Origin of the sequence: Faecalibacterium sp. Marseille-Q3530 (assembly GCF_017377625.1) — a bacterium.
Taxonomy (GTDB): domain Bacteria; phylum Bacillota; class Clostridia; order Oscillospirales; family Ruminococcaceae; genus Faecalibacterium; species Faecalibacterium prausnitzii_E.
The window spans coordinates 103857-128081 of record NZ_JAFREH010000007.1; the positions used below are offsets into that span (position 1 = coordinate 103857).

Here is a 24225-nt window from a genome sequence, read left to right on the forward strand (position 1 = left end):
GCCATCCGCCGGAGGAAAGGCTTTTTGTTTGAACAGCTGAGGTAATTTGCCCATGGCAGAACGTAACGAACCCATCATCTCGTTCCGAGATTTTTCGTTCCAGTACCGCGCCCAGAAGCGTCCCACGCTGACCGGCATCGACCTGGACATCTATCCAGGGGAGCGTGTGCTCATCGCAGGCCCGTCCGGCAGCGGCAAAAGCACGCTGGCGGGCTGCATCAACGGCCTGAACCCCTTCTCGAACCCCGGCGTGTGCACCGGCACCCTGACCGTGGACGGCGTGGATGCGCCGCACAGCAGCATCTTTGAGCTGTCGGCCCATGTGGGCACGGTATTGCAGGACCCGGATGGCCAGTTCATTGGCCTGACCGTGGGCGAGGACATCGCCTTTGCGCTGGAAAACAGCTGTATGCCGCAGGAGAAAATGCACACCATCACCCGCCGCGCTGCGGAGCTGGTGGGCATCGAGAACCACCTCGGCTATGCACCGCATGAGCTTTCCGGCGGGCAGAAGCAGCGGGTCAGTCTGGCGGGCGTTATGGTGGATCAGGTCAAGATCCTGCTCTTCGACGAGCCGCTGGCTAACCTGGACCCGGCCACCGGCAAGCAGACCATGGAGCTCATCGACGAGATCCAGAAAAAGACCGACACCACCGTGCTCATCATCGAGCATCGGCTGGAGGACGTCCTCTGGCGGAGCGTGGACCGCATCGTCCTCGTGAACGAGGGCAGAATTCTGGCCGACCTCCACCCGGATGAGCTGCTTTCCACCTCCTTGCTGACCGAAAACGGCATCCGGGAACCGCTCTACCTGACCGCTCTGCGGTATGCGGGCGTGGACATCACCCCGGAAAAGCACCCTTCGCATGTGGACAGCCTCGTCCTGAACGAAGCCGACACCACGGCCCTGCGAAGCTGGTTCACCGCCTATCCGCAGCCGGAAGCGGCCCCGGCCCCGGAACCGCTGCTGGAAGTGCGGGACCTGAGCTTTGGCTACCAGAAGGGGCAGGCGACCCTGAAAAATGTCCGCTTCTCCATCGGCAAAGGGGAGATGGTCAGCATCGTGGGCCGGAACGGCGCGGGCAAATCCACGCTGTCCAAGCTCATCTGCGGCTTCGAGACGCCGGATGCGGGCGAGATCTTCCTCAACGGAAAATCGTTGGCCGAGGAGAACATCCGCCGCCGTGCCCAGCACATCGGCTACGTGATGCAAAACCCCAACCAGATGATCTCCAAGACCATGATCTATGACGAAGTGGCACTGGGCCTGCAGCGCTCCGGCCTGACCGAAGCGCAGATCCGGGAAAAGGTGGAACAGACGCTCAAGATCTGCGGGCTGTATCCCTTCCGGAACTGGCCGGTGTCGGCGCTGAGCTTTGGCCAGAAAAAGCGTGTCACCATCGCCAGCGTACTGGCACTGGACCCGGAGCTTATCCTGTTGGACGAGCCTACGGCGGGCCAGGATTTCCGCCACTACACCGACATCATGGAGTTCCTGCGGGGGCTGAACGCCCAGGGCGTCACGGTCGTGATGATCACCCACGACATGCACCTGATGCTCGAATACACCCAGCGGGCGCTGGTCTTCTGCGACGGTGAACTCATCGCAGACCGCAGCCCGGCGGGTGTTCTGTGCGACCCCGCCCTCATCCAGCAGGCCGCACTGAAGGAGACCAGCCTCTACACGCTGGCCAACCGCTGCGGCATTGCGCCCGCGCAGGAATTTGTGGAGCGCTTCATCGCGCAGGACCGGGAGGTGCGGGAACATGGCCGCTAAAACTGTTTTGAATTATCTCCCGCGGGAGAGCGTCATTCACAAGCTCACCGGCACCACCAAGCTGGCGTTCTTTCTGCTGTTCACCTTTGCCAGCATGATCACCTACAACACCTGGGTTCTGCTGGCGCTGCTGGCGGTCAGTCTGGCCGCGTTCAAGCTGAGCCGGATCAGGTTCCGCGAGGTGCGGTTCATGCTGGTGTTCATGTTGGTGTTCCTGCTGCTGAACAACCTGTTCATCTTCCTGTTCGACCCCGACCAGGGCACGACGCTGTACGGCACCCGCACGGTGCTCTGCCACCTGTTCTGGCGGTATGACCTGACGGCTGAGCAGCTATTCTATATGTGCAACATCTCGCTCAAGTATTTCGTGGCCCTGCCCGTGGCCATCCTGTTCATCTCGGCCACCGACCCCAGCGAGTTTGCGGCCAGCCTGAACAGCATTGGCATTTCGTACAAGGTGGGCTACTCGGTGGCCATTGCGCTGCGGTACATTCCGGACATCCAGCGCGACTACCACAGCATCAGCCAGGCCCAGCAGGCCCGCGGCGTGGAGCTGGGCAGGAAGGAACCCTTCTTCAAGCGGCTCAAAAACTCCGTCAACATCCTGCTGCCGCTCATCCTGACCAGCCTGAACCGCATCGACACCATCTCCAACGCGATGGAGTTGCGCGGCTTTGGCAAAAAGAACAAGCGCACCTGGTACACCCAGCGGCCTTTCGTCCGCTGCGATCTCATCGCGCTGGGTGTCGGGGTGCTCCTGCTGCTCCTCAGCCTCACCGTGACCATCCGGTTCGGGCGGTTCTACAATCCGTTTGTGTAAAGAGCAGGCGGCTGGCTCATTGCCACCCTGGTGGCGAATGCGGTATAATCTTTGCAGGAACCACCGTAGAAAACGAGCGGTTTTGAGAAAGATATGAGGGAAAGTAAAATGAAGATCCGTAAAGCAGAGGAAAAAGATATTCCCAGACTTCTTGCGCTGCTGGGGCAGGTATTGCAGATCCATGCAGAGATCCGTCCGGATGTTTTTGTCTCCGGCACCACCAAATACACCGCCTGTGAGCTGGCCGGGCTTTTGAAGCAGGAGGAGAAACCCATCTACGTTGCTGTAGACCAGGACGATGTGTGCATGGGCTACGCCTTTTGTCAGATGCAGGAACAGCCTTTTTCCACGAATATGGTGCCCTTTAAGTCGCTGTTCATTGATGATTTGTGCGTCGATCAGCAGGCACGGGGACGGCATATCGGGGAAAGCCTGTTTGAATATGTGAAGCAGCAGGCGAAAGAGCAGGGTTGCTATGAGGTGACACTGAACGTTTGGGCAGGAAACACCTCGGCAGAGCACTTCTACGAAAAAATGGGTATGAAAACAAAGGAACGGCAGATGGAATATATCCTGTGAACCGGGCGGCTTTTTTGTTGTCCCAAATCCCCCGATCCTAGAGAAAACAACCGTTTCATCCTGGTTATTCCAAGGCAGTGCGGGCAGTGCGCACAAGATACTCCATGGCCTCCACCGGGTATTGCCCCGCGGCAGTCTCCCCGGTGAGCATCACGCTGGAAGCACCGTCTGACACGGCGTTGTAGATGTCGCTGACCTCGGCGCGGGTGGGTACCGCCCGGCTGCACATACTGTCCAGCATCTGGGTCACCACCATAAAGGGCACCCCGGCAGACCGGCAGACCGCCGAAAGCTGTTTCTGGCACCGGGGCAGTTCCCACAGGGGCATGGCGTTGCCGAGGTCCCCGCGGGCAATGACCACTTCATCCACAAGAGGCAGGAACTCCGGCAGGGCCTGCACCCCCGCAAGGTTCTCGATCTTGGCAAAAATGCGGATCTGCCCGGCCCCGGCCTGTTCCAGCGCCCGGCGCAGGGTGCGGATGTCCTCGGCCCCCCGCACGAAGGGCAGCATCACCCCGGTAACGCCGCAGGCTCCCGCCAGCTGCAGGTTTTGCAGGTCTGCCTCCGTCAACGTGGGGGAGGCTACCGCCAGCCCCGGCGCCGCAAGGCTTTTGCGGCTTTGCAGAGTGCCGCCCCGCACCACGGTACACTGCAGGGCCGCGCCGTCGGCTCCGGCAACCTGCACAAGGAGCCTGCCGTCGTCCAGCAGGAGGTTCTGGCCCGGCCGGGCCGCCTGCACCAGCGCCGCCGGGCAGGGAACACCCCCTTGCCCCAGCCGGAGGCTCTGCCCCGGTTCCAGCACAAGGGGCTGTGTCAGTGTGCCGATGCGCAGCTCCGGCCCCTGCAGGTCGATGAGCAGCTGGGGGATGCCCACGGCGTGGATCATGTCCAGCCAGTCTTTGTGGGCCGAAAGGGGCCCGTGGGAAAGGTTCATGCGGATGCCCGTCATGCCAGCTTCCACCATGCGCTGCAAGGTCTCCGGCTGGGCACAGGCGGGGCCGATGGTGCCATAAAATTCCAAAAGATCACCCGATTTCGTTTTTTCTTATTGTAACATGGAACCAGGCTGTTGAAAAGTGGTGTTGTACAATAAAAGTTGACACAGGAAACTCAAAGAGCCAATGAGATAGACTTCCCCGAAAGGGAGCCTATCTCATTTTTTGTTGTAAGCTGAAACTGCAATGAATCAGATTGCAGCAAGAACAGGATACAGGAAAGGCAGCAGGCAGACAACTTCTGAACCGTTTGTCCCCGCTCATACAGTGTAGGAGGACCATAGTTTGGGAGGTGCGTTGTATGCTGTTGACTCTGCTGCAATTTTTTGCCACGAAATTTCTGGTGCTGGCGCTGCATCTGGAAGCAGGAAGCTTCCCCAAGCCCCTGAGCGCACGGGAAGAAGTCGAGACCTTTGCAGCCCTGCGGGCGGGCGACCCCACGGCGCGGGAAACGCTCATCCGGCACAATCTGCGGCTGGTGGTGCATGTGGCGAAAAAATACTACGCCCAGCCCAGCGACCAGGAAGACCTGATCTCCATTGGAACCATCGGCCTGATGAAGGCGGTGGATACCTTCGACTCTACCCGGAAGGCACGGTTCTCAACCTATGCGAGCCGCTGCATTGAAAATACTATCCTCACCCGAGCGAACGCCGGATGGAGAATCGGAACCATCTCCACCGCCATCGGGGTCATTCTCGCCCTCTTCCGGGTCTACCGGGAAGGTGGTCCAGTCGATCTCATCCTCCGGTGAGCCGAAGAGCACCACATGCGCCACCTTGCCGTCCCACACCACCTTGCGTACCACCGTGCGGATGGCAGCACGCTTCTGGGTCACGGTCATATCGTCGATGTTGTCGTGGAACACGGTCAGCAGTTGACGCATCAGGTCAAATTCCATCCCTGCCAGAACGCCTTCGTCCGTAAGGCTTTCCAGCTCCCGGATGCGGGAGCTCAGGGCGGCATCCTGACCGTTCAGTTCCTCGATGCGTTTTTTCAGGTGGACAGCGGCGGTACTGTCGCCGAAATCTGTCAGCGAATCAATCAAGGCGGTGATCTTCCGCTGCGTCTCGGCTTGCTCCTTGCGCAGGGCAGAAAGCTTGGTCTCACACTCGGAGCGATTGCCCGCATGGGCAGAGCGTGCCTTTTCCAACTGCTTCATAAAGTCGCTGGAATGGTCGGCAAGGTGCTTGACCTGTTCGCAGATGGCGGCATCCAACAGATTGCCGTTGGCGTTGGACACGCTGCAAAGCTCCCGGCGGCTGCGCTCCTTCAGCTTGCACATATAGGGAAAAACCACCTGCCCGTCTGCCGTTTTGCGCCCGGTGACCTTGGGGTACATCCGGCTGCCGCAGGAGCACCACAGCAGACCGGTCAGCAGCGCCTCGTTGCCGCGGGATGCGTGGTAGGACTTGGATTTGTTCCGCTCCAGCGATTCCTGCACCCGGATCCACCGGTTGGAGGAAATGATGCCGGGGTGTTCGCCCACCGAAACGATCCACTCGTTGATGGGATTGTAGACGGTGGCACGCCCCTTTTCCTGATCGCTGCGGTTGTAGGCAAGTACGCCCCGCACACCGTCAAAATCGGACTCCGGGGAGAACAGTTCTGCCTCGTTGTCCACAAAATACTGATAGGCGTCCTTGTCTGCAATAAGGTAGACAGGATTCTGCAAAATAGACTTGATGGAGAACCGGGTGAAAGAACGCCCGGTTTTTGTTTTAACGCCCTGCCGCAGCAGCTCGGTCTCGGTCATGGTCAGGGAATCGTACTGCTCATAGAGGTCGAAAATTTTGTAGATGATCTCTGCCTCATCCGGCAGCAGCTTCAGCTTGCAAGCTTTTTTTGTCTTGCCGTCCACCGTGATGCTCCTGACGCTCTCGGAGGCGTATCCCGTGGGGGTGGTGCCGCCCAACCAGCGCCCGGTCTTTGCCAGTTCGTGCATATTATCCCGGATGCGCTCTGCAATGGTCTCCCGCTCCAGTTGACTGAACACCGATGCGATGTACATCATGGCACGTCCCATGGGGCTGGAGGTATCAAAGCTTTCCCGGATGGACACAAAGTCGATGCCAAGCCGTCCAAGCTCTTCAATCAGGCTGGAAAAATCGCTGATGTTGCGGCTGATGCGGTCCAGACGATAGACCACGATGGCACGGATCTTCCGCTCTTTGGCGGCGGTCATCATCTTTTTGAAGTCCGGGCGGTTCAGGTTGCCGCCGGAAAAGCCCTCGTCCTCAAAGACAACGGCATGTTCCGCGGCGGCATCGCCGTAGTGAGTGCGGATATATTCGCGGCAGAGGTCGATCTGATTTCCGATACTTTCGCCCTTGCCGGTATAGCGGGATTTGCGGGAATAGATGGCAATGGTGTCGGCAGTTTTGGCCATGAGATACTCCTTTCCTGTTGTCCGGTGGCCGTAGATGCGGCTATTGTAGCATGACAAGCCATCTTTGTAAAGAAAAATAACGATAGTCATACATATTTCATCACAAATGGGACGGAGGTGTCAAGGATGTAAACGGTCAAAAAGGAGGGAAAAACAGAATGTTTGACTATTTCTATGGGCAGTCGGGCGAGATGTTCTCGTATTTCCGGGTGCCCAAAATTTTATTCCGGGACATACGCTTCAAAGACTTGTCCACCGATGCAAAGACCCTGTACGGCATCCTGCTGGACCGCATGAGCCTGTCCGTGAAAAACGGCTGGTTAGACGGGCAGGGGAGAGTGTATATCATTTTTCCCATACAGGAGGTTATGGATGCGCTTGGCTGTGCCGATAACAAGGCAACGAAGCTCTTTCGTGAGCTGGAAAACGCCGAACTTGTCGAACGGAAACGCCGGGGCTTGGGAAAGCCGAACCTCATCTACGTCAAAAACTTTGCAGACCAACGATACCGCAATCGTGATAAGAACGATTCCGGTAACGCTGATTCCGGGGAACAGGATGCGGCAAAACAACGAGGAAATAAGACTGAGTGGAATAATACTGAAATGAGTGAGACTGACCCTTTCTTTTCCGAGAAAGGGGACGGTGCGGATGAGCGCACACGACTGGAAGAATATTTTTCTCAGTCTTTGGAGGTTGATCTCCTGCTCCGGCTTTGCCCGGACGATGAGGACACCATCTACCAGATCGTGGACTTGCTTGTGGATACCTGTTCCACCAAACGCAAGATGTTGCGGATCGCCGGAGATGACAAGCCCGCCGAGGTGGTACGCAGTCGGCTGAAAAAGCTGAACGCTGACCACATCCGTTTCGTGCTGAATTCTCTGGCAGAAAACACCGCCCCGGTGCGGAACATGAAGCAGTATCTGCTGGCGATGCTCTACAATGCGCCCACCACCATGAACCTCTACTATCAGAACAAGACGAACCACGACTTTGCGCGTGGTTCACCGAAAGCGGGGTGATGTTATCGCAAAGAAAGCTACGATTATCGCAGTCACCAATCAAAAAGGCGGTGTGGGGAAAAGCACCACCTGTGAGAATCTGGGCATTGGGCTGGCGATGGAGGGCAAAAAAGTCCTGTTGGTGGACACCGACCCACAGGGCAGCTTGACCATCAGCATGGGCTGGCAGCAACCCGATGAACTGCCTACCACGCTGTCCACCCTGATGGCAAAAGCCATGAACGACCAGCCCATCCAGCCCGGCGAGGGCATTCTGCACCACGCGGAGGGCGTTGACCTGATTCCGGCAAACATTGAACTGGCAGGGCTGGAAGTAGCCCTCGTGAACAGTATGAACCGGGAGAAGATGCTCAAGCAAGTGCTGGACAGTGCCAAACGGGAGTACGATTTTATTTTGCTGGACTGTATGCCCTCGCTGGGGATACTGACCATCAACGCACTGGCGGCGGCAGACGCTGCCCCGATTCCCGTGCAGGCGCAGTATCTTTCCGCAAAAGGTCTGGAACAGCTTTTGCAGACCGTCCAGAAGGTCCGGCGGCAGATCAACCCGAAACTGAAAATCGAGGGTATTCTGCTGACTATGACTGACAGCCGTACCAACTACGGAAAGCAGATCAGCAATCTGATCCGGCAGGCATACGGAAAGCACCTGAAGGTGTTTGAACAGACCATCCCTCGCTCCGTCCGTGCAGCAGAAACCAGTGCGGCAGGCAAAAGCATCTTTGCCTATGACCCCAAGGGCAAGGTGGCAGAAGCCTACAAATCTCTTGCGAAGGAGGTGCTGGCAGATGCCGATCGACAGCGGAAACTTAGCTCTGAAAGGGCTAGATGACTTGTTTTCCACCGAAGAAAACCGACAGGAGGAACAACGGGAGCAGGTACAGCAGATTCCCATTGATGCGCTGCACTCCTTCACCAACCACCCCTTCAAGGTGTTGGACGATGAAGCCATGACCCGGACGGTGGAGAGTATCGCACAGTACGGCGTGCTGGCTCCGCTGATCGCCCGCCCTCGCCCGGACGGTGACGGCTACGAGATCATCTCCGGGCACCGCCGCCAGTATGCGGCTAAACTTGCCGGGCTGGACACGCTGCCTGTTATCGTCCGCAGTATGGACGATAATGCCGCCGTCCTGTTGATGGTGGATTCCAATTTGCAGCGTGAACACATCCTGCCCAGTGAACGGGCCTTGGCGTACAAGATGAAACTGGAAGCTCTAAAAAATCAAGGTGCTAGGTCGGATTTAACTTCCCGACAAGTTGTCGGGAAGTTGGAGGCGGCTGATTTGGTTGGAAAAGGAAACGAAGAAAGCGGCAGACAAGTCCAGCGCTTTATCCGTCTGACCAACCTCATCCCGGAACTGCTGGACATGGTAGACGAAAAGAAAATTGCCTTCAATCCCGCTGTGGAGCTGTCCTATCTGGACGAAAGCCAACAGCGGGATTTTTTAGAAGCCATGGAGGACACCCAGAATGCACCGTCTTTATCGCAGGCACAGCAACTGAAAAAGATGGCACAGCAGGGAGAGTTCAGCTACGAAAAAGCCTTTGATGTGATGGGACAGGAGAAAAAGAGCGAGAAAGACACCGTGACCATCAAAAACGAGACCCTGCGAAAGTATTTCCCCCGCAGCTACACGCCCAAACAGATGGAGGAGAAGATCATCCAGCTTCTGGATGCGTGGCAGAAAAAACAGCAGCGCCGCAATGAGCGCTGACCCGTAACGCAAGACCCGATAGGGTCTTTTTTGTTTGCAAAAATTTGGAGGACAACGACTATGAATACCACGATTGATTTCAAGACCGCAAAGACCATTGAGAACATGAGCCGCAAAATCGACAGCATGGAGCGTGCCGTTTCCGGCTTCTTCAACAAGATGAGCGACATTGCGGAGCGCAAGTACGGTGACCCGCAGGTTTATCTGGCGGCAGTCGGCCCGGCGAGGGACCTGAGCGCCATTCTGCTGGAAGAAGCGCCCGGCATTCTGCCCTGCTTTGACGAGACGGATGACACTTTCGGCATTTCCAAGGAGCTGCCCGTGGCGGGCTGCTACAACCCCAAGCAGGTGCTGGAGCTGTCGGGCAAGCGCTACCTGACCGGCCCGGTCGTCTTCGTCCGCTTCAACATGGAAGGCGAGTATGTCTCCCTGACGATGGGCGACCTGCACTGCATTCAGGAGTATCTGGAGCAGCACAGCATGGCGCTTATGGCCGACGGCAAGAATCTGAACTGCATCTGCCTGGACTGAGGAGGCCGCAATGATGAGCTTTTTTGTGGGCTTTGCTTTCTTTGAACTGGGCGTTTTCTGCGGCCTTTTTGCCGCTTCCCTGATGCAGGCGGCACGAACCGGAGAAATTGTGATTACGGTAAAGGAGGATACGGATGGAACAGGAAAAGAATACCCTTTCGGTGCTGCAAATTGCGCCGGGGCAGCATCCGCAGCAGGTCGAGATCGATAACGACCTGAAAGCCTTGCAGCAGGCTGTGGGCGGCTCCATCGGCGCAAGCTATCCGTTTGAAGATCCTGTTGCCATCGTTTACAACGATGACGGCAAGCTCATGGGACTACCCCTGAACCGTGCCCTTCGGGATGAAAACGGAGAAATGTATGATGCCGTTGCCGGGACTTTTCTCGTGGTGGGTCTGGGCGAGGAGGATTTTGCCTCCCTGACCCCGGAGATGGCGCAAAAGTACGAACAACTTTTTCATCAGCCGGAAGCCTTTCTGAAACTGGGCAACCGTCTGTTGGTGCTGCCGGTGCCCGATGAACCTCCCACAGAAAAGCCCCGCACCAAGCCCCCGGCAGAGCATGACCGCTAAAATCACCCTGCTGCACGGGAGGTGATGGCAGTGCAGGAAGAAATCGAACAAAAGACATTCAACATTATGATCTCCACCACAAAGCTGTCTGCCCGGACCGTTCTCCGGGCGGTAAAAGCGGCGTTTCAGCTGTACCAGTCCAAAGCATCCCAAGGCAAGCAGAGCGTCCGCACCCTGTTGCGGCAGAACCGGGGCGTGTCCAGCGTGGAGATCAGCAAGACCGGCATCCGTGGGCTGGAACGCTATGCCAAAAAGTATGGCATCGACTACGCTATCCGCAAGGACAGTTCTGAAGTGCCGCCCCGGTATCTGATCTTTTTCAAAGCCCCGGACGCAGAAGCCTTCAACTCGGCGTTCAAAGAGTATTCGGCATTTCTGCTGAACAAAGACAAACGCCCCTCGGTGCTGGCAAAACTGCATGAACTGGTGCAGGCGGCGGCAGAACTCCCCGGCAAAGTCCGGCATAAGGAACAGGAGCGTGGACTGTGACCACGAAAAAGCTGACAAAGCTGCTGGCACTGTATCTGCCCTATATTTTGCTGGGGCTGGTGGCAACCAACTTTGGCCAAGCGTGGCGGCTTGCGGAGGGCAAAGAGCTGGGGGATAAGATCATGTCCATGATGGGCACCGTTCCGCTGGCGTTTGCGAACCCTCTGCCCAGCCTGCATCCGCTTGATATTCTGGTGGGTTTGTGCTGCGGCGCAGGGCTGCGACTGGCGGTCTATTTGCGTGGCAAAAACGCCAAGAAGTACCGTCACGGCATGGAGTACGGCTCTGCCCGGTGGGGTACGCCCAAGGACATTGAGCCGTTCATGGCTCCCAAGTTTGCCGACAACATTATTTTAACCAAAACAGAACGGTTGATGATGAGCAACCGTCCACCGGACCCCAAGAACGCCCGGAACAAAAATGTGCTGGTGGTGGGCGGCTCCGGCAGCGGCAAGACTCGGTTTTGGCTTAAACCCAACCTCCTGCAATGCCACAGTTCCTATGTAGTTACTGACCCCAAAAGTACGATTTTGCTGGAATGTGGCAATGCGATGTTGAAGAACGGCTACAAGATTAGAATCCTGAACACCATCAACTTCAAAAAGTCGATGCACTACAATCCCTTCGCCTACGTCCACAGCGAAAAGGACATTCTGAAACTTGTCACAACCCTGATGACCAACACCAAGGGGGAAGGCAACGGTGGGGACCCATTCTGGGAAAAATCGGAGCGTCTTTTGTTGACTGCTCTGATTGCCTATCTGCACTATGAGGCCCCGGTGGAGGAACAGAATTTTGCTACCCTGCTGGAAATGCTGAACACCATGCAGGTGCTGGAGGACGATGAGGAATACCAGAACCCGGTGGATCTGCTGTTTGAAGAACTGGCAAAAAAGAAGCCCAACAGCTTTGCCGGGCGGCAGTACAAACTTTACAAGCTGGCTGCCGGCAAGACCGCAAAATCCATCCTCATTTCCTGCGGTGCCCGGCTTGCGCCCTTCGACATCCAAGAACTGCGTGACCTCACCATGTACGATGAACTGCAACTGGACACGCTGGGCGATAAGAAAACGGCGTTGTTCCTCATCATGTCGGACACGGATTCCACCTTTAATTTCCTCATCAGCATGGTCTACACCCAGCTTTTCAATCTGCTTTGCGATAAAGCAGATGATGTGTACGGCGGCAAACTGCCCATCCATGTGCGGTGCCTGATCGACGAGTGCGCCAATATCGGGCAAATTCCCAATCTGGAAAAGTTGGTGGCCACCATCCGCAGCCGTGAAATCTCTGCCTGCCTTGTTTTACAGGCAAGAAGCCAGTTGAAAGCCATCTACAAGGACAACGCAGATACCATTGTGGGCAACATGGACAGTCAAATTTTTCTCGGCGGCTCCGAACCCACGACCCTGAAAGACCTGTCGGAAATGCTGGGAAAAGAGACCATCGACGCATTCAACACCTCGGACACCCGTGGCAATAGCCCCAGTTACGGCACTACGTTCCAAAAGATGGGGCACGAGTTACTGAGCCGGGACGAGCTGGCGGTGCTGGACGGCGGCAAGTGTATTTTGCAGCTGCGTGGTGTGCGCCCATTCTTGAGCGACAAGTACGACCTGACCCAGCACCCCAACTACAAGTTGACCTCGGACTATGACCCCAAAAACATCTTCGATATTGAAAAATATCTGAACCGAAAAGAAAAAATCAATCCCAATGATGAATTTGTTGTGATTGATGCTGATTCGCTCCCGTCTGCCTGACCCGGTAGGCGGTTTTATTTTGTCCTGACCAGAGAGGTACACCAGAAAGTCCACTCTCGCCGCAGTTCGCGGCTTCAATAGGCAGCTTCAGGTGTGTACGGATGGTCTACAATTTTTCAAAATAAAGGAGAAACGACTATGGAATTCTTTAACTCTGCTATCGAAGTTCTTCAGACTCTGGTTGTCGCTCTGGGTGCCGGTCTCGGCGTGTGGGGTGCCATCAACCTACTGGAAGGTTATGGTAACGACAACCCCGGCTCTAATGCTCATGTACGGTAGAGAAGCACAAAGCAAAACAAGGATAGCCAGCCCTGCCACTATTCCGAAGTCAGGGGAACGCAATAGAAAAATTCATAGCTGTATGCTATACTTAATTAGCATTTGAACATATCAAGCTGACACAGCAATCTCTTTACTTGCCGTTAATGCGCGTCTACCAATAGTCCGCACAAAGCAAGAGTAGCGTAAAGGTATAAAAATTTCAAACTTCTTTGTAACGAAATTCCGATTTCTCCGTCTAACCTATGAAGCTGAAGGAGGTGATGACAAGTATGGACTATGAAAAGCTCTATAAAGCCTACTATTTACAGGTATACTCGTATACTATTTCTCTTGCCAAAAATCGTGAGATAGCAGAGGAAATCACGCAGAACACATTCTATAAGGCTGTTTCTACAACATCACAATTCAAAGGTAAGTCAGATGAATTGACATGGCTCTGCTCCATAGCAAAAAACCTTTACCATGATGAAATGCGAAGCCGTCAGCGAGTAGCTGATGTGAGTGAAATCAATGACTTGCCATCAAATGAAAATGTTGAGAACTCAGTTGCAGATTCTGACATGGCGTTCCGCATACACCTCGTTCTTCACCGTTTGGAAGAACCATACAAAGAAGTCTTTCAGCTTCGCGTATTCGGGGAACTATCTTTTTCACAAATCGCTGCAATTTTTGGAAAAACAGAATCATGGGCGAGAGTTACTTATCATCGTGCAAAGCTAAAAATTCAAGAAAGGATGGATGAAAAGCATGAGTAAACAATGCGATATTGTTCGAGATATTCTTCCGCTGTATGTTGACGGTGCTTGCAGCGAAGCAAGCGCAGAGATGGTAAAAGAGCATTTGAACGCCTGTGCTGACTGTAACGCAATTTATCAGAAATTGCTTTCTCACACGAGCGAAGATGTTCTTCACGAAGAAAGCGAAAGCGTTATTATGCGCCATGAGGCAAAAGAAAAGCAGAGAGGCAGAAAAAAGATAACGATTGCTGTTCTCGTTTCCATCGCTCTTTGTATCATTGCAATTTTTACAGCTCTCTTTCTGTTACCTATAAACATTGCTTATGAGCCTGTCAAAATCAACTTCCCATTTGAGGTTGAAGATGTCGAAAACGTTGAAATGTACCACTATGACGGAGTGCCTGCATCAGCAGAAAAGAAAGTAGTTGTTGCTGAAAATGATATAAAGACCCTGTATGATAAGTTCAAGGGCTTATCCCTAAAAGACAAAACGACTGAGGAAACTGCCGGAGCAGATGTGACCAGCTTTAGATTTAACCTCTCAGATGGAACAAGCTACGATTTGATTTACGCCTGCTATGGGGTTAAAAACGGCGAATTGAAGTCAGCAGCAGGCGGTTTTAAGTATTTCACAAGTGCGGATATCGGCTCTTATTGGAACAATTTGAATACGGAACTTGAGGCAATTCCTATCAATGAGAGTGAATTGCCGTGAGCAGATAGCAAACCCAGCCGAGCCTGTCAACGGTCAAGATGAACGGCGCAAATGCGCCGCCGTTGACAGCCCCGCCCGTCTTTGCTGTTCGGTAATCAAGAGGGCGACAGCACAAGATGCTGCCGCCCTCTGCCATTATTCAGAAAGGGGGATTTTCCATGACCGAACACGAAAAGTATCAAGAACATATCCGGCATACACACGATGCCTTTTGCAAGACTGTTATTCGCCACGCTGCCATAGACGCAGCCCGGAGCATACGGAGCCGCCGCAAGCGGGAAATCTCGCTTGAATATCTGATAGAAGAAAAACACTATCCATTCAGTACCACAGATAAATACTTTGCGGAGCAATCCGGCATGACCAGCTATCCGCTTTTCGTCTGTGGTCAGATGGTGCTTTTGGAAAGTCCAGAGCTTGCCGCAGCCCTGTCCGCACTATCACAGATGGAACAGGAAATCATTTTCTTGTACTACTTCCAACGATTGACGCATAGGGAGATTGGACGGAGATATGGACGGGCTGGCAACACAACCGGGCGGCGTATTCAGATGATTTTACGGCGGCTACGGGCAGAGTTGGAGGGTTTGTCCTATGAGCCAGCTACTTCCCTATGAGACAATCGTTAAGGCAAGCGAGGGCGACCCGGAAGCTGTTGCCGCCGTCCTATCTCATTATGCGGGATATATCCGCTCTTGTGCGAAAATGGACGGACAGATTAACACGGATATGCAGGAGCATATCGTCAGGCAACTGATAGAAAGCCTGTTGAAGTTCCGCTTTGACCGCTAAACAGAAAAGTTGTATAATTAGAGCCTGACAAATTAAACTTCAATGAGGGTAGAGCAAATGGAACAGATTATCAATTATAGAGACATACCCACAGATAAAAGGATTGACATATTAAATGCTCTTGAGCGAATAGGTTTTTTTCCGGCATACGGCGGCGTGAGAACAATGCAGCAAATTATGGAAAAGTCAGTTCCAGGTTCAGGCCCACAATTCTATTTCGTTTTCCGTGAAAATGAGTTGATAGGGTACAATTTTCTCATTGGGGACACTAAGAAATATAAAGCGTTCCCATGGCTTGCTATTAGCAATATGGATGAGCAGAAGTTGACTGTTTGTGAAGAACTGATGAAAATACAAATTGCCTTTTTTGAAGAACTCGGAATGCAAAAGATAGCAGATCATTGCGTTAGGATTATGGAAGATTACAGAAAAGGAATTGGAAAGCAGAAAGAAAGCGATTGCAGATAAATTCCATTTGAAAAACGGCTGACAATTTAATACCGCCACCCATCACAGCGGCAGATAAGCAGTAAATCTTGAAAAGGTTTACTGCTTTTTTTGCGCCCATTTTCAAAAATCTTTGGCAAACCACACCGCCGGATTGTTGTAGGGAGCAGACAGGGAAAACAAAAAAATTTCCGCTGCGTTTGCCAAAACGCCCCCTTTTCACCGTTGTAGTGGTGAACAGCGGGCAGAACACGCCACCGCAATCGCTATATTGGTGGAGCAAGCCAGTATATCCGCAAACCAGAGCCGCCGAGGAAAGCGGTAGTTTTTTAGAGCAAGATTCTACCGCAGTACCAAAATTCGCTTTTCGCTCATTTTGCCCCTGCGGGAATCTTGTTGGGGAGTGCCTTCCCCAAACCCTGCTTATGCGGCTTGCGCCGCTGAAAAATCCCTCAAAATAATTTTTCGGATTTTTCAAAAACAGTTCCGCTTTACACCCTGTTTTTCTCCTATTAGTGAGAGGACACCACGCACAGCCGAAAGGAGGTTTTACCATGCGAAAACGATATAACACGCCGCACCGCAGCCGGGTAGTCAAGACACGCATGACCGAGGAAGAATACGCCGAGTTTGCGGAAAGGCTTTCTGCTTACAACATGAGCCAAGCCGAGTTTATCCGGCAAGCCATAACCGGGGCAGCCATACGCCCCATCATAACCGTTTCCCCCGTCAATGACGAGTTGCTTGCCGCTGTCGGGAAGCTGACCGCCGAATACGGCAGGATCGGCGGCAACTTAAACCAGATAGCCCGGACGCTGAACGAGTGGCACAGCCCCTACCCGCAGCTTGCCGGGGAGGTACGGGCGGCGGTTTCCGACCTTGCTGCCCTAAAGTTTGAAGTCTTGCAGAAAGTGGGTGACGCTGTTGGCAACATTCAAACATATCAGCTCTAAAAATGCGGACTATGGCGCAGCGGAAGCCTATCTCACATTTGAGCATGACGAGTTTACCATGAAGCCCACCCTTGATGAAAACGGGCGGCTGATACCGAGGGAGGATTACCGCATTTCTTCCCTCAACTGTGGGGGCGAGGATTTCGCTGTTGCCTGTATGCGGGCTAATCTCCGCTATGAGAAAAACCAAAAACGGGAAGATGTGAAAAGCCACCACTATATCATCAGCTTTGACCCACGGGACGGGACAGACAACGGCTTGACCGTAGACCGGGCGCAGGAGCTGGGCGAGCAGTTCTGTAAAGAGCATTTCCCCGGACACCAAGCCTTAGTCTGCACCCACCCGGACGGGCATAACCACAGCGGCAATATCCATGTGCATATCGTCATCAACTCCCTGCGGATTTATGAAGTCCCGCTTCTGCCCTACATGGACAGACCAGCCGACACACGGGAGGGCTGCAAGCACCGCTGCACCAACGCCGCTATGGAATATTTCAAGAGTGAAGTCATGGAGATGTGCCACCGGGAGGGACTTTACCAAATCGACCTCTTGAACGGCAGCAAGGAACGGATAACCGAACGGGAATACTGGGCGGCAAAGAAAGGGCAGCTTGCCCTTGATAAAGAGAACGCCGCCAGAGAAGCCGCAGGACAGCCGACCAAGCCCACCAAGTTTGAAACGGACAAGGCGAAGCTGCGCCGGACGATACGGCAGGCACTTTCCCAAGCTACCAGCTTTGACGAGTTTTCTTCCCTTTTGCTGCGGGAGGGTGTGACCGTCAAGGAGAGCCGGGGGCGGCTTTCCTACCTCACACCGGACAGGACAAAGCCTATCACAGCCCGGAAGCTGGGGGACGATTTTGACAAGGCTGCTGTCCTTGCCCTGCTCACGCAGAACGCCCACAGAGCCGCCGAACAGACCAAAGCCATACCCGAATATCCTGCCGCAGTTAAAAAGCCGTTACAAGGGGAAAAAACCACAAAAACCACCCCGGCAGACAACACCTTGCAGCGCATGGTTGACCGGGAAGCCAAGCGAGCCGAGGGCAAGGGCGTGGGCTATGACCGCTGGGCGTCAAAGCACAATCTAAAGCAAATGGCAGCTACCGTTACCGCCTACCAGCAGTACGGCTTTTCTTCCCCGGAGGAACTGGACGAAGCCTGTTCTGCCGCCTATGCCGCCATGCAGGAAAGCCTTACAGAGCTGAAGCAGGTGGAAAAGACACTGAACGGGAAAAAGGAGCTGCAACGGCAGGTGCTTGCCTATTCCAAGACCCGCCCTGTCCGGGACGGGCTGAAACAGCAGAAAAACGCCAAGGCAAAAGCAGCCTACCGACAGAAGCATGAAAGCGACTTTATCATAGCAGACGCAGCCGCCCGCTATTTCAGGGAGAACGGCATTTCCAAGCTGCCGAGCTATAAAGCCCTGCAAGCAGAGATTGAAAGCCTTATCAAAGAGAAAAACAGCGGCTACAACGATTACCGGGCAAAACGGGAGGAATACCGCCGCTTACAGACTGTCAAGGGCAATATCGACCAGATTTTACGCCGGGAACGCAAGCCTGTGAAAAGGCAGGAACAGGAGCGATAAAAACCGCCCCAAAATGTACCCGAACCCATACAGAACAAGGGGGCTGCCCCGCACCCTATCCGCAATACCAAAGGATTTTTTAACGGGCTTACAGGGCAGAAAAACCCCGAAAATGATACCGAGATGATACAGAATTACCGCCGATACCGCCACACCAGCGGAAACGGCAGAAAGGAGCGCACCCATGCCAAGAATGAGCAAGAAACGGCGGCTGGAATGGTCTTTTTTCCTGCGGCAAGTAAAAGTCGGGAATACCACCTGCGACCGTATCACATACAACGACCTCTGCCGGGGCTGTACCCATAGCTGCAAGCAGAGCTTCCGGGCGGTTATCATACTCTGCCCCCACTACTACTCCAAACGCCGGAAAAAGGAGGACAGGGACAATGGCAGATAACCGCAAGTATTACTACCTCAAGCTGAAAGAGAACTTTTTTGACAGCGACTCCATTGTGCTGCTGGAAGATATGAAAGACGGGATTTTATACTCCAATATCCTCTTGAAGCTGTACTTAAAATCGCTGAAAAACGGCGGGAAATTGCAGCTTGACGAGCATATCCCCTACACAGCGCAGATGATAGCGACACTGACCCGCCACCAGATAGGGACGGTTGAGAGGGCTTTAGAGATTTTCCGGCAGTTGGGGCTTGTGGAGCAGCTTGACAGCGGGGCTTTTTATATGACCGATATTGAGCTGATGATAGGACAGTCCTCTACCGAAGCCGAGAGGAAACGGGCTGCAAGGCTGGAAAACAAGGCACTTTTACCGCCCCGGACAAAAGGCGGACATTTGTCCGACATTCGTCCACCAGAGATAGAGATAGAGTTAGAGAAAGAGATAGAGATAGAAAAAGAGAGAGAGGGAGAAACGGGACACCCCGCCCCCGCTGCTTATGGCAGATACAACAATGTGATACTGACCGATACAGAGCTTTCCGGGCTGAAAACAGAGCTGCCCGACAAGTGGGAGTATTACCTTGACCGGCTTTCCTGCCATATCGCTTCCACCGGGAAGCAGTACCACAGCCATGCAGCCACCATTTACAAGTGGGCGCAGGAGGACGCTGCCAAAGGCAAGGCTGCCCCGAAACAGGGCATACCCGATTATTCATGCAAGGAGGGCGAGAGCTTATGAAAAACGAGATTGAAGCTATGATTACGGACATTACAACCACTACCACCGAAGCGGAGGATTACACAGGCGAGGACGGGCTTTTATACTGCGGTAAGTGCCATACGCCCAAAGAAGCCTATTTTGCAGAGGGAAAGACTTGTTTCGGGCGTGACCGCCACCCAACAGACTGCGACTGCCAGCGGGCAGCCCGTGAAAAGCAGCAAGCCGCCGAAAGCCGACAGAAGCACCTTGAAAAAGTGGAGGACTTGAAACGCCGGGGCTTTACTGACCCTGCTATGCGGAACTGGACATTTGAGCATGACAACGGCAGAAACCCACAGACCGAAACCGCCCGCTTTTATGTGGAGAGCTGGGAAACCATGCAGGCTGAAAATATCGGCTACCTGTTTTGGGGAGGCGTGGGGACGGGAAAAAGCTACCTTGCCGCCTGTATCGCCAACGCCCTTATGGAGCAGGAAGTCCCGGTGTGCATGACAAACTTTGCAACGATACTGGGTGACCTTGCCGCCAGCTTTGAGGGCAGGAACGAATATATTTCCCGCCTTTGCAGCTACCCCCTGCTGATACTTGATGATTTTGGTATGGAGCGAGGGACAGAATACGGGCTGGAACAGGTTTACAGCGTGATTGACAGCCGTTACCGAAGCGGCAAGCCGCTGATCGCCACGACCAACCTCACGCTGGAGGAATTGCAGCACCCGCAGGACACGCCCCACGCCCGTATCTATGACAGGCTGACTTCCATGTGCGCCCCCGTCCGCTTCACGGGCAGCAACTTCCGAAAGGAAACCGCACAGGAAAAGCTGGAACGCTTAAAGCAACTGATGAAGCAGCGAAAGGAGAGCCTATGACAGAAACGAAACAGACAAGCACCACCAAAACAGACCGCCGCCCGGACTGTGTGACGGAAATCCGCATGGGCAACTCCGTCCTTACCGTTTCCGGCTTCTTCAAGCAGGGCGCAACCGACACCGCAGCCGACAAGATGATGAAAGTGCTGGAAGCGGAAGCTGCTACACAAAAAACGGCGATTTGACCGACCATAAAGAAGCAGATTTGACGCTTTTGCCGCTATACAGACAGCCGCCCCATGTGGTACAATCAAGGTACGGAATAGTGGGGCTGGCTGTCGGAAACGGAGGATTTTATGTTAAGACAGACCAACCAACAACCAATTACCGCCCTTTACCCAAGACTATCCCATGAGGACGAGCTGCAAGGCGAAAGCAATTCCATTTCCAATCAGAAGCGTATCCTTGAAACCTATGCAAAGCAGAACGGCTTTTCCAATCTGCGCTGGTACACGGACGACGGTTATTCTGGTGCGAACTTTCAAAGACCCGGTTTTCAAGCCATGCTTGCGGACATTGAAGCCGGAAAAGTCGGGACAGTTATCGTAAAGGATATGTCGAGGTTAGGGCGAAACTACCTGCAAGTGGGAATGTACACGGAAATGATTTTCCCACAGAAAGGTGTCCGCTTCATCGCTATCAATGATGGAGTGGACAGCGCACAGGGCGACAATGACTTTGCCCCGCTGCGGAATATCTTTAACGAATGGCTGGTGAGAGATACGAGCAAGAAAATCAAAGCAGTAAAACGCTCAAAAGGCATGAATGGCAAGCCCATCACAAGCAAGCCTGTGTATGGCTACCTCATGGACGAGGATGAAAATTTCATTATTGACGAGGAAGCTGCACCCGTAGTCAAGCAGATATACAACCTCTGTCTTGCCGGGAATGGTCCGACCAAGATAGCCCGTATGCTCACAGAGCAGCAAATCCCCACGCCGGGAACGCTTGAATACCGCAGGACGGGCAGCACCCGCCGCTACCACCCCGGCTATGAGTGCAAGTGGGCGACCAATACCGTAGTGCATATCCTTGAAAACCGGGAATACACAGGCTGTCTGGTAAATTTCAAGACAGAAAAACTTTCTTACAAAGTCAAGCACAGTGTAGAAAATCCCCCGGAAAAGCAAGTGATTTTCGAGAACCACCACGAGCCTATCATAGACACCCAAACATGGGAACGGGTGCAGGAGCTTCGCAAACAGCGCAAACGCCCAAACCGCTATGATGAAGTGGGTTTGTTCTCCGGCATACTGTTCTGTGCGGACTGCGGCAGCGTGATGTATCAGCAGCGATACCAGACGGACAAGCGCAAGCAGGACTGTTATATCTGCGGCAACTACAAGAAACGCACCCATGACTGTACGGCGCACTTTATCCGCACCGACCTCTTGACCGCTGGTGTACTCTCCAATCTGCGGAAAGTGACCAGCTATGCGGCAAAGCATGAAGCCCGGTTTATGAAACTCTTGATTGAGCAGAACGAGGACGGGGGCAAACGCAGGAACGCCGCCAAGAAAAAGGAACTGGAAGCCTCCGAGAAACGCATAGCCGAGTTATCCGCTATCTTCAAGCGGCTGTATGAGGACAGCGTGACCGGGCGCATATCAGACGAGCGTTTCACAGAGCTGTCGGCAGACTATGAAGCAGAGCAACGGGAGCTGAAAGAAAGAGCCGCTGCTATTCAAGCGGAGCTTTCCAAAGCACAGGAAGCCACCGTGAACGCAGAAAAGTTTATGAATGTTGTCCGGCGGCATACCAGCTTTGAAGAACTTACCCCTACTCTGCTGCGGGAGTTTGTAGAGAAAATCGTTGTGCATGAGTGCAGCTATGACGAGAACAAGACCCGCAGACAGGACATTGAGATTTATTATTCTTTTGTTGGCAAGGTGGACTTGCCCGAATAACCGCCCGACCTATCCGACACAATGCGCAAGTGCCGGATAGGAACGGCAAAATTTTTTACACTTCTATTACTTCTTTATCGCACATCAGTAAAGTCTCAGGGCATGAAGCAGCTCATGGCTGGCGGCGGTGTCGCTCTGGTGGGCATCACCCTCATTCCTCTGCTGTCTGGTCTGTTCGGCTAAGAGCCGCAGGCGGGTTTTCCCGCCTGTACATAATCAATCTGCCAATTTATATGCCCAGTAGCGACCATTTCGCACTTTGACGAGCTTTCCTTCTTTTGTCAAGGTGTTCAGAACTCGACTTGCAGTGGCAGGAGAAACATCGAGAAGATTCTGTACATCGACGTTCTGGATAATATGGTTTGTGCGGAGAAATGCTGCAATTTTCGTCCAACGCACTTCTTCCTTGCTCTGTGCAACAGGCTGTTCATTGATTGCTTCGGTCAAAGCCTCTTTGATGATTCCCAGCATAAATTCGATAAAAACAGTTCCTTCACCCTGTGCATTAGACTGATTGATTGCTGCGTAATACTCGGTCTGATGGTCGTGAATGATAGATTCGATGGGAAGCCATGCGAACAAGGGGTTCCATTTTGACAGCAGCAGTGTGTGCCAGAGCCGTCCAATACGGCCATTGCCATCTGCAAATGGATGGATCACTTCAAATTCATAATGGAAAACACAGCTCTTAATTAAAAGAGGAAAGGGACTATTTTCTGTCCACTGAATCAGTTCCTCCATCAAAGAGGAAACGTACTGCGGCAATGTTCCAAAATGCAGGACATTCCCCTTGTTGTCTACAACGCCAACCGGTCGGGAACGAAACTCTCCCGCTTCACGCACAAGTCCCTGCATCATCGTCCGATGCGCAAGCAAGAGGTCATCCATCGAATATGGATTCAACTCTGCAAGATGGTCGTAGATCTCGTAGGCATTTTTTACTTCAGCGATGTCTTTTGGAGGGGCAAGCACACGTTTTCCAGACAGAACAGCCGTCACCTGCTCCAAAGAGAGTGTGTTCTGCTCGATCGCCAGAGAAGAATAAATCGTTCGGATGCGATTCTGGCGGCGCAGAATCGGACTTGTGGAAAGATTCTGGGTGGAACTGATTTTGCCTACCAGTTCGCTGATCTCCATAACATCTGAAAGAACTGCTTCTGTGATTTCAAACGGCGGTTTCTTGTTTCGCACGGTGTATACCTCCCATATCATTTCTTTTATCATATCATTTCATCTATCATTCATCAATCAAAATTTTGAAAAAATGATAGATGAAATGAGACCATTGTTCCATACGGCGGCTTGAGCGGCAGCGGAAAGCCCTCTGCGGTTTGCAGTTTTATTGAATGTCCGTGCCCCAAGCCGTGTTTTTATCCACCCATCAATGAAAGGCGGTGCTTTATGCAGTTTTTGACCCACATTATTTTTCTCCTGAACCTTCTCAAGACCCTCATCAACCACTTCAGCTAAGGACGGTGACTGCTGAATGGAAACCGTTCTCAAAGCCATTGCCGACTGGATCAAAGGCATCCTGACGGCAGGCATTATGTCCAATCTTTCCGGCCTGTTCGACGATGTAAACACCCAAGTCGGCAACATCGCCCAGCAGGTGGGCACCAAGCCCTCCAGCTTTGAGCCGAGAGTGTTCGCCATGATCGAAGCCCTATCCCGGAACGTGGTGCTGCCCATCGCAGGCATCATCCTGACCTTTATTGCCTGCTACGAGCTGATCGAGATGATCACCCAGCACAACAACATGGCGCAGTTTGAGCCTGCCCTCATCATGCGCTGGATTTTTAAGACCGCTGTTTCGGTCTGGCTCATCAGCAACACCTTCGATATTGTGATGGCGGTCTTTGACCTGACACAGAAGGTGGTGTCCGATTCCAGCGGCATCATTGCCGGAAATACCCGTGTCAACGACATTGGCTTGTCGATGTTGGAAGCCAGCCTGATGCAGATGGATGTAGGCCCCCTGTTCGGGCTTTTCCTGCAAAGTTTTTTCATCGGCATCACCATGCGGATCTTGAGCATCATCATTTTTGTGATCGTCTACGGGCGTATGATCGAGATCTACTGCATGGTGAGCCTTGCGCCCATCCCCATGGCGACCTTCGGCAACCACGAGCAGAGCCACATGGGGCAGAACTACC

The 24225-nt window shown here is 53.4% G+C and carries 30 protein-coding genes and 2 pseudogenes; 27 read left to right on the forward strand and 5 right to left on the reverse strand.

Going from position 1 to position 24225, the window contains the following annotated elements:
* Nucleotides 1–52 precede the first annotated feature (52 nt).
* The 3 genes from J3350_RS07840 (at nt 53) to J3350_RS07850 (ending at nt 3176) form a co-directional block, all read left to right on the forward strand.
* A complete protein-coding gene (locus J3350_RS07840) occupies nt 53–1777 on the forward strand; it encodes an ABC transporter ATP-binding protein (protein WP_207686248.1) in 1725 nt (574 codons plus the stop codon).
* Complete coding sequence (locus J3350_RS07845) at nt 1767–2597, forward strand: energy-coupling factor transporter transmembrane protein EcfT (RefSeq protein WP_207686249.1); 831 nt, start codon at nt 1767–1769, stop codon at nt 2595–2597. The genes J3350_RS07840 and J3350_RS07845 overlap by 11 nt, the downstream gene beginning before the upstream one ends.
* Before the next feature lie 108 nt (nt 2598–2705).
* A complete protein-coding gene (locus J3350_RS07850; protein ID WP_207686250.1) occupies nt 2706–3176 on the forward strand; it encodes a GNAT family N-acetyltransferase in 471 nt (156 codons plus the stop codon).
* Between the two features lie 64 nt (nt 3177–3240).
* Here J3350_RS07850 and J3350_RS07855 read toward each other — a convergent pair whose 3' ends face one another.
* Nucleotides 3241–4197: a pyruvate kinase gene (locus tag J3350_RS07855; RefSeq protein WP_207686251.1), complete on the reverse strand. Its 957-nt coding sequence runs from the start codon at nt 4195–4197 to the stop codon at nt 3241–3243.
* Between the two features lie 275 nt (nt 4198–4472).
* On the opposite strand from J3350_RS07855, the gene J3350_RS07860 reads away from it, so the two are divergent.
* Nucleotides 4473–4925, forward strand: a complete 453-nt coding sequence (locus J3350_RS07860) for a sigma-70 family RNA polymerase sigma factor (RefSeq protein WP_207686252.1) — start codon at nt 4473–4475, stop codon at nt 4923–4925.
* Between the two features lie 447 nt (nt 4926–5372).
* Here the strand turns inward: J3350_RS07860 and J3350_RS07865 are convergent.
* Nucleotides 5373–6650 (reverse strand): annotated as a pseudogene (locus J3350_RS07865) (recombinase family protein); the annotation flags it as partial.
* A gap of 68 nt (nt 6651–6718) precedes the next feature.
* On the opposite strand from J3350_RS07865, the gene J3350_RS07870 reads away from it, so the two are divergent.
* The 14 genes from J3350_RS07870 (at nt 6719) to J3350_RS07935 (ending at nt 15652) form a co-directional block, all read left to right on the forward strand.
* Complete coding sequence (locus J3350_RS07870) at nt 6719–7585, forward strand: DUF6017 domain-containing protein (protein ID WP_207686253.1); 867 nt, start codon at nt 6719–6721, stop codon at nt 7583–7585.
* 4 nt (nt 7586–7589) lie between these two features.
* Nucleotides 7590–8417: a ParA family protein gene (locus tag J3350_RS07875; protein ID WP_207686266.1), complete on the forward strand. Its 828-nt coding sequence runs from the start codon at nt 7590–7592 to the stop codon at nt 8415–8417.
* A complete protein-coding gene (locus J3350_RS07880; protein WP_207686254.1) occupies nt 8374–9303 on the forward strand; it encodes a ParB/RepB/Spo0J family partition protein in 930 nt (309 codons plus the stop codon). The genes J3350_RS07875 and J3350_RS07880 overlap by 44 nt, the downstream gene beginning before the upstream one ends.
* A 60-nt stretch (nt 9304–9363) precedes the next feature.
* On the forward strand, nt 9364–9834 hold the full coding sequence (locus tag J3350_RS07885) for a hypothetical protein (protein WP_158388807.1): 471 nt from the start codon (nt 9364–9366) through the stop codon (nt 9832–9834).
* A 10-nt stretch (nt 9835–9844) separates the two neighbouring features.
* The gene (locus J3350_RS07890) at nt 9845–10045 is read left to right on the forward strand and encodes a hypothetical protein (RefSeq protein WP_207686255.1); all 201 of its coding nucleotides are present in this window, start codon (nt 9845–9847) and stop codon (nt 10043–10045) included.
* Nucleotides 9969–10406 (forward strand): DUF3846 domain-containing protein, encoded by a 438-nt coding sequence (locus tag J3350_RS07895; RefSeq protein WP_207686256.1) that lies wholly within the window; start codon nt 9969–9971, stop codon nt 10404–10406. The genes J3350_RS07890 and J3350_RS07895 overlap by 77 nt, the downstream gene beginning before the upstream one ends.
* Nucleotides 10407–10430: 24 nt before the next feature.
* The gene (locus J3350_RS07900; RefSeq protein ID WP_207686257.1) at nt 10431–10895 is read left to right on the forward strand and encodes a PcfB family protein; all 465 of its coding nucleotides are present in this window, start codon (nt 10431–10433) and stop codon (nt 10893–10895) included.
* Nucleotides 10892–12658, forward strand: a complete 1767-nt coding sequence (locus J3350_RS07905) for a VirD4-like conjugal transfer protein, CD1115 family (protein WP_207686258.1) — start codon at nt 10892–10894, stop codon at nt 12656–12658. The genes J3350_RS07900 and J3350_RS07905 overlap by 4 nt, the downstream gene beginning before the upstream one ends.
* A gap of 138 nt (nt 12659–12796) precedes the next feature.
* Nucleotides 12797–12937 carry a Maff2 family mobile element protein gene (locus J3350_RS07910; RefSeq protein WP_044954258.1) on the forward strand — a complete coding sequence of 47 codons (141 nt, stop codon included), beginning with the start codon at nt 12797–12799 and terminating at the stop codon, nt 12935–12937.
* A 245-nt stretch (nt 12938–13182) separates the two neighbouring features.
* Entirely contained in the window at nt 13183–13695 is a 513-nt protein-coding gene (locus J3350_RS07915) for an RNA polymerase sigma factor (protein WP_003533443.1), read from the forward strand.
* On the forward strand, nt 13688–14392 hold the full coding sequence (locus tag J3350_RS07920) for a zf-HC2 domain-containing protein (protein ID WP_054324686.1): 705 nt from the start codon (nt 13688–13690) through the stop codon (nt 14390–14392). The genes J3350_RS07915 and J3350_RS07920 overlap by 8 nt, the downstream gene beginning before the upstream one ends.
* A 116-nt stretch (nt 14393–14508) precedes the next feature.
* Nucleotides 14509–15009, forward strand: a complete 501-nt coding sequence (locus J3350_RS07925) for an RNA polymerase sigma factor (protein ID WP_004853592.1) — start codon at nt 14509–14511, stop codon at nt 15007–15009.
* Entirely contained in the window at nt 14987–15184 is a 198-nt protein-coding gene (locus J3350_RS07930) for a helix-turn-helix domain-containing protein (protein ID WP_005946132.1), read from the forward strand. The genes J3350_RS07925 and J3350_RS07930 overlap by 23 nt, the downstream gene beginning before the upstream one ends.
* 42 nt (nt 15185–15226) lie before the next feature.
* A complete protein-coding gene (locus J3350_RS07935; RefSeq protein ID WP_055155944.1) occupies nt 15227–15652 on the forward strand; it encodes a hypothetical protein in 426 nt (141 codons plus the stop codon).
* On the opposite strand, the gene J3350_RS07940 is transcribed toward J3350_RS07935, so the two are convergent.
* Nucleotides 15597–16109 carry a hypothetical protein gene (locus J3350_RS07940; protein WP_205506950.1) on the reverse strand — a complete coding sequence of 171 codons (513 nt, stop codon included), beginning with the start codon at nt 16107–16109 and terminating at the stop codon, nt 15597–15599. The genes J3350_RS07935 and J3350_RS07940 overlap by 56 nt on opposite strands.
* Before the next feature lie 76 nt (nt 16110–16185).
* Between J3350_RS07940 and J3350_RS07945 the strand changes: the two genes are divergently transcribed.
* From J3350_RS07945 to J3350_RS14145, 8 genes and pseudogenes are all read left to right on the forward strand, one after another.
* Nucleotides 16186–16584 carry a plasmid mobilization relaxosome protein MobC gene (locus tag J3350_RS07945; RefSeq protein WP_002569238.1) on the forward strand — a complete coding sequence of 133 codons (399 nt, stop codon included), beginning with the start codon at nt 16186–16188 and terminating at the stop codon, nt 16582–16584.
* A complete protein-coding gene (locus J3350_RS07950) occupies nt 16556–18178 on the forward strand; it encodes a relaxase/mobilization nuclease domain-containing protein (RefSeq protein ID WP_118670446.1) in 1623 nt (540 codons plus the stop codon). Before J3350_RS07945 ends, J3350_RS07950 begins: the two co-directional genes overlap by 29 nt.
* A 184-nt stretch (nt 18179–18362) precedes the next feature.
* Nucleotides 18363–18575, forward strand: a complete 213-nt coding sequence (locus J3350_RS07955) for a hypothetical protein (protein ID WP_058966390.1) — start codon at nt 18363–18365, stop codon at nt 18573–18575.
* Nucleotides 18565–19314, forward strand: coding sequence for a phage replisome organizer N-terminal domain-containing protein (locus J3350_RS07960; protein ID WP_006555734.1), 750 nt, complete (start codon nt 18565–18567; stop codon nt 19312–19314). Before J3350_RS07955 ends, J3350_RS07960 begins: the two co-directional genes overlap by 11 nt.
* Nucleotides 19311–20165, forward strand: coding sequence for an ATP-binding protein (locus J3350_RS07965; protein ID WP_009255551.1), 855 nt, complete (start codon nt 19311–19313; stop codon nt 20163–20165). Before J3350_RS07960 ends, J3350_RS07965 begins: the two co-directional genes overlap by 4 nt.
* Nucleotides 20162–20350, forward strand: a complete 189-nt coding sequence (locus J3350_RS07970; protein WP_002569233.1) for a transposon-encoded TnpW family protein — start codon at nt 20162–20164, stop codon at nt 20348–20350. Before J3350_RS07965 ends, J3350_RS07970 begins: the two co-directional genes overlap by 4 nt.
* A 111-nt stretch (nt 20351–20461) precedes the next feature.
* Nucleotides 20462–22072, forward strand: coding sequence for a recombinase family protein (locus tag J3350_RS07975; protein WP_002569232.1), 1611 nt, complete (start codon nt 20462–20464; stop codon nt 22070–22072).
* 90 nt (nt 22073–22162) lie between these two features.
* Nucleotides 22163–22255: pseudogene (locus tag J3350_RS14145) on the forward strand (Maff2 family mobile element protein); the annotation flags it as partial.
* Between the two features lie 33 nt (nt 22256–22288).
* On the opposite strand, the gene J3350_RS07985 reads toward J3350_RS14145, so the two are convergent.
* Both J3350_RS07985 and J3350_RS07990 read right to left on the reverse strand, forming a co-directional pair.
* Nucleotides 22289–23263 carry a Fic family protein gene (locus tag J3350_RS07985; RefSeq protein WP_370569282.1) on the reverse strand — a complete coding sequence of 325 codons (975 nt, stop codon included), beginning with the start codon at nt 23261–23263 and terminating at the stop codon, nt 22289–22291.
* A gap of 57 nt (nt 23264–23320) precedes the next feature.
* A complete protein-coding gene (locus J3350_RS07990; protein ID WP_179860563.1) occupies nt 23321–23491 on the reverse strand; it encodes a hypothetical protein in 171 nt (56 codons plus the stop codon).
* A gap of 67 nt (nt 23492–23558) precedes the next feature.
* On the opposite strand from J3350_RS07990, the gene J3350_RS07995 reads away from it, so the two are divergent.
* The coding region (locus tag J3350_RS07995) for a VirB6/TrbL-like conjugal transfer protein, CD1112 family (protein WP_207686260.1) at nt 23559–24225 on the forward strand (667 nt) is incomplete at its 3' end.

What these genes read in the sequence shown, in the direction of transcription:
- J3350_RS07930 (WP_005946132.1), top strand. Translation starts at nt 14,987, where the DNA reads ATGAGCCAGCTACTTCCCTATGAGACAATCGTTAAGGCAAGCGAGGGC.
- J3350_RS07900 (WP_207686257.1), top strand. Translation starts at nt 10,431, where the DNA reads ATGGCAGTGCAGGAAGAAATCGAACAAAAGACATTCAACATTATGATC.
- J3350_RS07880 (WP_207686254.1), top strand. Translation starts at nt 8,374, where the DNA reads ATGCCGATCGACAGCGGAAACTTAGCTCTGAAAGGGCTAGATGACTTG.
- J3350_RS07925 (WP_004853592.1), top strand. Translation starts at nt 14,509, where the DNA reads ATGCTGCCGCCCTCTGCCATTATTCAGAAAGGGGGATTTTCCATGACC.
- J3350_RS07910 (WP_044954258.1), top strand. Translation starts at nt 12,797, where the DNA reads ATGGAATTCTTTAACTCTGCTATCGAAGTTCTTCAGACTCTGGTTGTC.
- J3350_RS07890 (WP_207686255.1), top strand. Translation starts at nt 9,845, where the DNA reads ATGATGAGCTTTTTTGTGGGCTTTGCTTTCTTTGAACTGGGCGTTTTC.
- J3350_RS07945 (WP_002569238.1), top strand. Translation starts at nt 16,186, where the DNA reads ATGCGAAAACGATATAACACGCCGCACCGCAGCCGGGTAGTCAAGACA.
- J3350_RS07935 (WP_055155944.1), top strand. Translation starts at nt 15,227, where the DNA reads ATGAGGGTAGAGCAAATGGAACAGATTATCAATTATAGAGACATACCC.
- J3350_RS07850 (WP_207686250.1), top strand. Translation starts at nt 2,706, where the DNA reads ATGAAGATCCGTAAAGCAGAGGAAAAAGATATTCCCAGACTTCTTGCG.
- J3350_RS07920 (WP_054324686.1), top strand. Translation starts at nt 13,688, where the DNA reads ATGAGTAAACAATGCGATATTGTTCGAGATATTCTTCCGCTGTATGTT.
- J3350_RS07885 (WP_158388807.1), top strand. Translation starts at nt 9,364, where the DNA reads ATGAATACCACGATTGATTTCAAGACCGCAAAGACCATTGAGAACATG.
- J3350_RS07960 (WP_006555734.1), top strand. Translation starts at nt 18,565, where the DNA reads ATGGCAGATAACCGCAAGTATTACTACCTCAAGCTGAAAGAGAACTTT.
- J3350_RS07895 (WP_207686256.1), top strand. Translation starts at nt 9,969, where the DNA reads ATGGAACAGGAAAAGAATACCCTTTCGGTGCTGCAAATTGCGCCGGGG.
- J3350_RS07870 (WP_207686253.1), top strand. Translation starts at nt 6,719, where the DNA reads ATGTTTGACTATTTCTATGGGCAGTCGGGCGAGATGTTCTCGTATTTC.
- J3350_RS07915 (WP_003533443.1), top strand. Translation starts at nt 13,183, where the DNA reads ATGAAGCTGAAGGAGGTGATGACAAGTATGGACTATGAAAAGCTCTAT.
- J3350_RS07955 (WP_058966390.1), top strand. Translation starts at nt 18,363, where the DNA reads ATGCCAAGAATGAGCAAGAAACGGCGGCTGGAATGGTCTTTTTTCCTG.
- J3350_RS07840 (WP_207686248.1), top strand. Translation starts at nt 53, where the DNA reads ATGGCAGAACGTAACGAACCCATCATCTCGTTCCGAGATTTTTCGTTC.
- J3350_RS07970 (WP_002569233.1), top strand. Translation starts at nt 20,162, where the DNA reads ATGACAGAAACGAAACAGACAAGCACCACCAAAACAGACCGCCGCCCG.
- J3350_RS07845 (WP_207686249.1), top strand. Translation starts at nt 1,767, where the DNA reads ATGGCCGCTAAAACTGTTTTGAATTATCTCCCGCGGGAGAGCGTCATT.
- J3350_RS07975 (WP_002569232.1), top strand. Translation starts at nt 20,462, where the DNA reads ATGTTAAGACAGACCAACCAACAACCAATTACCGCCCTTTACCCAAGA.
- J3350_RS07965 (WP_009255551.1), top strand. Translation starts at nt 19,311, where the DNA reads ATGAAAAACGAGATTGAAGCTATGATTACGGACATTACAACCACTACC.
- J3350_RS07860 (WP_207686252.1), top strand. Translation starts at nt 4,473, where the DNA reads ATGCTGTTGACTCTGCTGCAATTTTTTGCCACGAAATTTCTGGTGCTG.